We start from the raw sequence: 5,909 nt of genomic DNA, 5'->3' as shown, positions 1-5,909 counted from the left end.
TCGTCACGGTCGACGGCGCACTCGTCCTCTACATCGAGCGCGGCGGCAAGACGCTGCTCGCCTTCTCCGACGATCTGCGCGTACTGGCTCCCGCCGCGGCCGCGCTCGTGGGCGTGGTCCGCTCGGGCGCGATCGACAAGCTCGTCATGGAGAAGGTCAACGGGCGGGATCTCCTCGATACCGATCTCGCCCGCGCCCTCACCGCGGCGGGTGCCTACTCGACGCCACGCGGGGTGCGGATCCGTGCCTGACCACGCGGGCGGAGCCGGCAGCCGCGAGGAGTCCGGTGCCTGAGGGCGACGACGTCTGGCGGGCGGCAGCCCGGCTGCACGCCGCCCTCGCGGGGAAGCGGCTCGCTGCGAGCGATTTCCGCGTGCCCGCGTTCGCGACGCTCGATCTGACCGGCTGGACCGTGCTCGAGGTCGTGTCCCGCGGGAAGCACCTCCTCCACCGGCTCGCCCCTCCGCCGGGCCAGGACAGCGACCGGCTCAGCATCCACACCCATCTCAAGATGGAGGGCAGCTGGCAGCTCTACGCCGCCGGCGAGCGCTGGCGGAAGCCAGCCCACACCGCGAGGATCGTACTGAGGGCCGAGGACGGGACGAGCGCCGTGGGGTTCTCGCTCGGCGTCGTCGAGGTACTGCCGACCGCGGAGGAGGGCCGCGCCGTCGGCCATTTGGGGCCCGATCTCCTTGGGCCGGACTGGGACGCGGCCCTCGCCGAAGCGAACCTCCTGTCTCGGCCGCAGCGGGCCATCGGCCTCGCGCTCCTCGACCAGCGCAACCTCGCCGGGATCGGCAACATCTACCGGAACGAACTGTGCTTCCTGGCCGGCGTGCACCCGGCGCAACCGGCCGCCGTCGTCCGCGATCTCCCGCGCCTCGTCGCGACCGCGCGCCGCCTCCTCGAGGCGAATCGCGCCCGACCGTCGCGGAACACGACCGGTGGCTTCGGGCCCCGCGGCGACTACTGGGTCTACGGCCGGGCCGGGCAGGCATGCAAGCGCTGTCGGACCCGGATCGTGCACGCGACGCTCGGCGAGGCGGCCGAGTCCGCGCCCGGAACCTGGCCCGTCGCCCAGCGCGAGCGGGACATCTACTTCTGCCCGAGCTGCCAGCCCGCTCGCACGCCGGCTTGATGCCTATTGCGCTTGACGCCGATTGCACTCCGCGTCGCGGGCCTGTTAGCCTTTCGGCGATCGTGATCTATCAGCAGGAGGTGAGACCCATGTACGCAGTATCCGCAATGGGTGCTCCCCCGCAGTCCACGATCTGCGACTGAGCTAGTCGCCACTGGGAGCGCCCCCAAGGCACATCGCGAAAGGCGACTCCCATGAACACAACACCTTCTTCAACATCCACCGACAACTCGCGCGAGCGAGCCCTGGTCGTCGCCGGCGGCGGCGCGGCGGGCAATGCGTGGGCTCTCGGCCTCATCGCCGGGCTCTCGGCTGCCGGGGTCGACGTCACCGACGCTGATCTCATCGTCGGGACATCGTCCGGATCCACGGTGGCGGCCCAGATCACGAGTGGCACACGGCCGGCCGAGCTGTATGCGGCCATCGTCGCCGAGCCACCCCAACCGCGGGCCGGAAACGCCGCTCCGGGCAGGGGCCTCGCTCCGAAGTTCTCGGGGCAGAACTACCTGGAGTGGTCGGATGGCATCATCGCGTCCGCCGAGGACGCCTCGGACATGCGCCGCCGGATGGGTGCCGCGGCACTGGAAATGGATACGTCCGACGGCGCGGACGGGGCCCGGTGGCGCGACGTTGTCGCGGCTCGGCTTCCCAGCCACGACTGGCCTGAACAGGCCGTGGTGATCGCGGCCGTCAACGCGCGGACCGGGGAGCCGGTGGCGTTCGACCGCGGCAGCGGAGTTGATCTGGTGGACGCCGTCGCCGCGAGCACCTCGGCGATGAATCCCTACCCCATCGGCGAGGACCGCTACCTCAACGGCGGCTACCGGCGCAGCGAAAACGCCGATCTCGCGGCCGGCTACGCGCGCGTGCTCGTGCTCTCGCCGTTCAGCGGCAGGACACGGATGCCGCTGGAGTGGGGCATGGACCTCGCGACCCAGGTCGAGGAGCTCCGTGCCGGGGGCAGCAAGGTCGAGACCGTCTTTCCGGACGCCGGGGCAGGCGAGGTCTTCGACGCCAACGCCTTGGATCCGTCGACGCGGCGGCAGGCCGCGCGCGGAGGCTACGACCAGGGCCTGGCGCTCGCGGGGCTCATCGCCGAGCTATGGCGGTGATGAGCCCCACTCGCTTCAGCGAGTCGGGTCGATCATCGTCATGCCCGCGACGCTGGCCCCGTCGAAGCGCGGTAGCAGGCCTGCAGCCTCCTCGAGCCCGATGACACGCTCGATGAGGCCTTGCGGCTCGAACACGCCGGTTTCGATGAGGGCGAGCATGTCCGGGTAATCGGCGGCGGCCATGCCGTGGCTGCCGAAAACGTCGAGCTCCCAGGCAATGACGCGCGACATCGGCACGCGCGGGTGGCCCTCGACGGGCGGCAGGAGGCCGATCTGCACGTGCCGCCCGCGGCGGCGCAGGCTCAGGATCGCGTCGGCGCTCGTCTGCTCGCTGCCGACGGCGTCCACGGCAACGTGGGAGCCGCCGGTCAGCGCGTGGACCTGGGCCGGGATGTCGGAGCCATCCGCGAGCAGCACGTGATCGGCACCGAGTTGGGCGGCCGCGTCCAGGGCCGTCGCGTTGCGGTCGACGGCGATGACCTTGCCGCCGAGCGCCTTCGCGATCATGACGGCGCTGAGCCCCACGCCACCGGCGCCGACTACCGTGGCCCATTCGCCAGCGCGGAGCCGGGCCCGGCTCGTGAGCGCGCGGTATGCCGTGGCGAAGCGGCAGCCCAAGCTCGCCGCCGCCTCGAAGCTGACGCGCTCGGGAATCGCCACGAGATTCGTGTCCGCCGCGTGGATCACCACCCGCTCGGCGAACGAGCCCCAATGCGTGAAGCCGGGCTGTTGCTGCTGAGGGCAGACCTGGGCGTTGCCGGACAGGCACCACTCGCACTGCCCGCACCCCTCGACGAAAGGAGCGGTGACTCGGTCGCCAGCCGACCACTTCGTCACGCCGGGCCCCACCTCGGCGATGATGCCCGCGAACTCGTGGCCGGGAACGTGCGGAAGCGCGATGTCGTCGTGGCCAGCCCACGCGTGCCAGTCGCTGCGGCACAGACCGGTGGCGAAGACGGTGATCACCACGCCGCCGTCCGGGGCCCCGGGCTCCTCGACGTCGCGGACCGCGAGAGGCCCACCGATCTGGTCCATGACCATCGCGCGCATATCCACTCCGTTTCCACGTTGACCCAGGGCCGGCCACATCCTCTCACGCCGGGGGCAAATCAGGCCCGTGCACAATTGACACCCTGCCGCGGAGACGCGCTCAATGTTTCGTAGACCGCGCCGCTCGGCTCGGTCCGCGATATGTGCTGGACGGCTGGGGGTCCCGTTCGTCCCGCCGGGCTTGATCGCCCGCACGAGACGACGCACCGCAACGCCGGGTTCCCCGGTGCCGCGGGGCTCCCACAGAGCCCGGCGCGATCGTCCGAGACGCCGGCCCGCCGCCGTCGTTCGCCCCTGTGCCAGCGTGGGCTCCCAAGCTAGTCACCGACGTGAGAATCGTCAGGCAAACCATCATGCGCAAATTCCTTGCCTTCATGATCGCCCTGCCATTGCTGGTCTTTACCGCGGTATTCGCCGCGGTGCCGGCCGGGGCGGCGACCGAGAAGGGCACCTTCCAGTACCACGTGGGCGATGCCCTGGTTCAGAGCCTTGGCTTCCCTGTGGGGAACAAGGCGATGGCGGAGAACGGCGACGTCGTGACCATCGTCGCGACGGGAACGTTCGACTCCGTCAGCGGAGTCGCAACCGGAGGCGGAACCTTCTCCCATCACGAAGCCGCCACCGGTAGGACCATCACCGGAACGTTCGTGACGACCGGGCTGATCAGCTTCCAGTCCTACGGGAATGCCACGCCGCAGGGCCTTCCGGCAAACTTCTTCGGCGGAAAGCTCATGCTCTCCATCGTCGCGACGCCGAACGCAGCCCCCAACGTGCACCTGCCCGCGGCCCTGACCGTCGAATGCGAACTTGGAAACCCGCCAACTGCGGCGCTCGAGGGAGTCCGGGTCAACGTCTACAACGTGATCAACTTCAACAAGACCGTGCCTGAGAGCGGGGCAAACCTCTACATCAAGGAGTAGCCCTCTGTGAGGGCAGCCCCCTGTGAGGGCAGCCCCCTGTGAGGGCGGACCTGGGCCGGGCACACGCTCACCGCGTGCCCGGCCCAGGTCCGTCTGGCATGTCTGGGATATCTGGCATGCCCGCCTGCCTGCCTGCCTGCCTGGCTGCCTGCCTGCCTGCGTGCCTGCGTGCCTGCCAAGGATCAGGCGTAGACGTCCTCGAGCCACGCCGTCCACGCGGCCGTGTTCTGGTCGCCGCGGGCCTCGCGCTCAGCGTCGGTCGCAGTGTCGAGGGAGAAGTCGTGGACCGTCAGGCCCACGCGGTCGCCGAACGCGTTGCGCCCGAACACCCGGATGAGCGCGTCCGGGGTGCGGAGGCCCAGGAAGTTCTCGTTCCGGAAGTCCATCGTCGCGGAGACCTTGCCGATCACCGGGAGCTCGAGCTCGCGGACCTCGCCGATCGTGGCGTCGGAGAGCCCGAGGTATGCCACGAACTTTGCGAACGCGTCTGCCGCCTCGGACGCGTCCGGTCCGCGGACGTCGCTGAACGCCACCGCGCGGCCGTCGAAGCGCGCGAGGTACTCGCCCAGCGTGTGCAGGTAGAAGACGGTGTGCTTCGCGGCGCCGTCGTACTGCTGCTCCCAGTCGTCCGTCATGACGCCCGAGTGGACGTAGTGGAGCTGCGTGCCGTCCGGGCCTGGCGTGAGCACGTGCTCGAGCTGGTTGTACCAGCCATCGGGACCTTCCATGCGGGACACGACGTGGGTCGGGTACTCGTCGACGGTCCGGACAGCGGGCCACTGGGCGGTGGGGAACATCCACGCCGGGGTGTCCTCGGTGACGGCCTTCCAGATCCGTTCCGGCGTGGCCTGAATGACGACGTCCTGGACGATTTCGAATTCGTGGTTCATGGCTGGATCTCCTGATGCGGTTCGGTTGCTGTCGCGGAATCTTTGGCTTCTTTGAGGCCGGTGTCCTTGAGGCTGGTGTCTTTGAGGCCGGTGTCTTTGAGGCTGGTGTCTTTGAGGCTGGGGTGCAGTGCGACGACGAGCCGGTGCTTGCCACCGCCCGGCGCCTGCGCGTCGTGGTACTTCGCCGCGAGCCGCGCCACCTCGGCGCCCAGCTCCTCGGCGAACGCCGCCCGCGAGGCCGCGGACGCGAAGGTGATTTCGCCGTCGACCGCGTACGTGGCGAGCTGCTGCTGGGAGGCCGTCGCGCCGACGAGGAGCCGGCCCACCTCGTGGACCATGCGCGAGGCCAGGGCCAGGAGCCAATACGCGCTGAAGCGGTCCCGGAAGCGCGCCGGGTCGGGCTCGACCGCGGCAAGGGCGACCGGAGAGATGACGTACGCGGCCGCCGTGGCCTGCACGATCCGCTCCATGACGTTGCCCTTCCGCCGCTCCTCGACGAGCTCCACGAGACCGTGGTCCTCGAGCGAGCGCAGGTGGTAGTTGACCTTCTGGCGCGGGAGCCCCACCTTCGCGGCGAGGCCCGCCGCCGAGGACGGCGTGGCCAGTTCGCGCAGGAGGCTCGCCCGGAGCGGGTCCAGGCTCGCGGCCGCAGCGGCCGCATCCTCGATCACAACGACGTCTTGCATGTCTCCAGTTTGCCTGCCGACAAACTTTTTTGTCAAGGACGTTTTTTGCTTCGGTCGCTCTGATTCGGTTCTTGGTCGGCGAAATCGGTGTCGGGGCAGACGCGCCGGGTTGG

Annotated in this window: 7 protein-coding genes; 4 read left to right on the top strand and 3 right to left on the bottom strand. The window is 69.8% G+C overall.

Features of this window, described 5'->3' with window-relative positions; all coding sequences use genetic code 11:
* The 3 genes from ACLN58_RS16530 to ACLN58_RS16520 all read left to right on the top strand — a co-directional run.
* A partial coding sequence (locus ACLN58_RS16530) for a hypothetical protein (RefSeq protein WP_415856346.1) occupies window positions 1-251 on the top strand: 251 nt, incomplete at its 5' end.
* 35 nt (window positions 252-286) lie between these two features.
* On the top strand, window positions 287-1,138 hold the full coding sequence (locus ACLN58_RS16525; RefSeq protein WP_415856345.1) for a DNA-formamidopyrimidine glycosylase family protein: 852 nt from the start codon (window positions 287-289) through the stop codon (window positions 1,136-1,138).
* A gap of 194 nt (window positions 1,139-1,332) precedes the next feature.
* Window positions 1,333-2,250 (top strand): patatin-like phospholipase family protein, encoded by a 918-nt coding sequence (locus ACLN58_RS16520; RefSeq protein ID WP_415856344.1) that lies wholly within the window; start codon window positions 1,333-1,335, stop codon window positions 2,248-2,250.
* Window positions 2,251-2,265: 15 nt separating this feature from the next.
* Here the strand turns inward: ACLN58_RS16520 and ACLN58_RS16515 are convergent, their stop codons facing one another.
* Window positions 2,266-3,300, bottom strand: a complete 1,035-nt coding sequence (locus tag ACLN58_RS16515; protein ID WP_415856343.1) for a zinc-binding dehydrogenase — start codon at window positions 3,298-3,300, stop codon at window positions 2,266-2,268.
* A gap of 353 nt (window positions 3,301-3,653) precedes the next feature.
* On the opposite strand from ACLN58_RS16515, the gene ACLN58_RS16510 reads away from it, so the two are divergent.
* Entirely contained in the window at window positions 3,654-4,220 is a 567-nt protein-coding gene (locus ACLN58_RS16510) for a hypothetical protein (RefSeq protein WP_415856342.1), read from the top strand.
* Window positions 4,221-4,402: 182 nt separating this feature from the next.
* Here the strand turns inward: ACLN58_RS16510 and ACLN58_RS16505 are convergent, their stop codons facing one another.
* Window positions 4,403-5,110 carry an SRPBCC family protein gene (locus tag ACLN58_RS16505; protein WP_415856341.1) on the bottom strand — a complete coding sequence of 236 codons (708 nt, stop codon included), beginning with the start codon at window positions 5,108-5,110 and terminating at the stop codon, window positions 4,403-4,405.
* On the bottom strand, window positions 5,107-5,796 hold the full coding sequence (locus tag ACLN58_RS16500) for a winged helix-turn-helix domain-containing protein (protein ID WP_415856340.1): 690 nt from the start codon (window positions 5,794-5,796) through the stop codon (window positions 5,107-5,109). Before ACLN58_RS16500 ends, ACLN58_RS16505 begins: the two co-directional genes overlap by 4 nt.
* Window positions 5,797-5,909: the final 113 nt, after the last annotated feature.

This window comes from Sinomonas sp. G460-2, assembly GCF_047759905.1.
In the GTDB taxonomy this organism is placed as follows: Bacteria; Actinomycetota; Actinomycetes; order Actinomycetales; family Micrococcaceae; genus Sinomonas.
Note: the sequence above shows the minus strand (reverse complement) of the source record. Positions and strands in the feature narration are given on the sequence as shown.

Excerpts from the sequence above, each read along its gene's own strand:
- ACLN58_RS16500 (WP_415856340.1), bottom strand. The coding sequence starts at position 5,796 with ATGCAAGACGTCGTTGTGATCGAGGATGCGGCCGCTGCGGCCGCGAGC.
- ACLN58_RS16520 (WP_415856344.1), top strand. The coding sequence starts at position 1,333 with ATGAACACAACACCTTCTTCAACATCCACCGACAACTCGCGCGAGCGA.
- ACLN58_RS16505 (WP_415856341.1), bottom strand. The coding sequence starts at position 5,110 with ATGAACCACGAATTCGAAATCGTCCAGGACGTCGTCATTCAGGCCACG.
- ACLN58_RS16510 (WP_415856342.1), top strand. The coding sequence starts at position 3,654 with ATGCGCAAATTCCTTGCCTTCATGATCGCCCTGCCATTGCTGGTCTTT.
- ACLN58_RS16515 (WP_415856343.1), bottom strand. The coding sequence starts at position 3,300 with ATGCGCGCGATGGTCATGGACCAGATCGGTGGGCCTCTCGCGGTCCGC.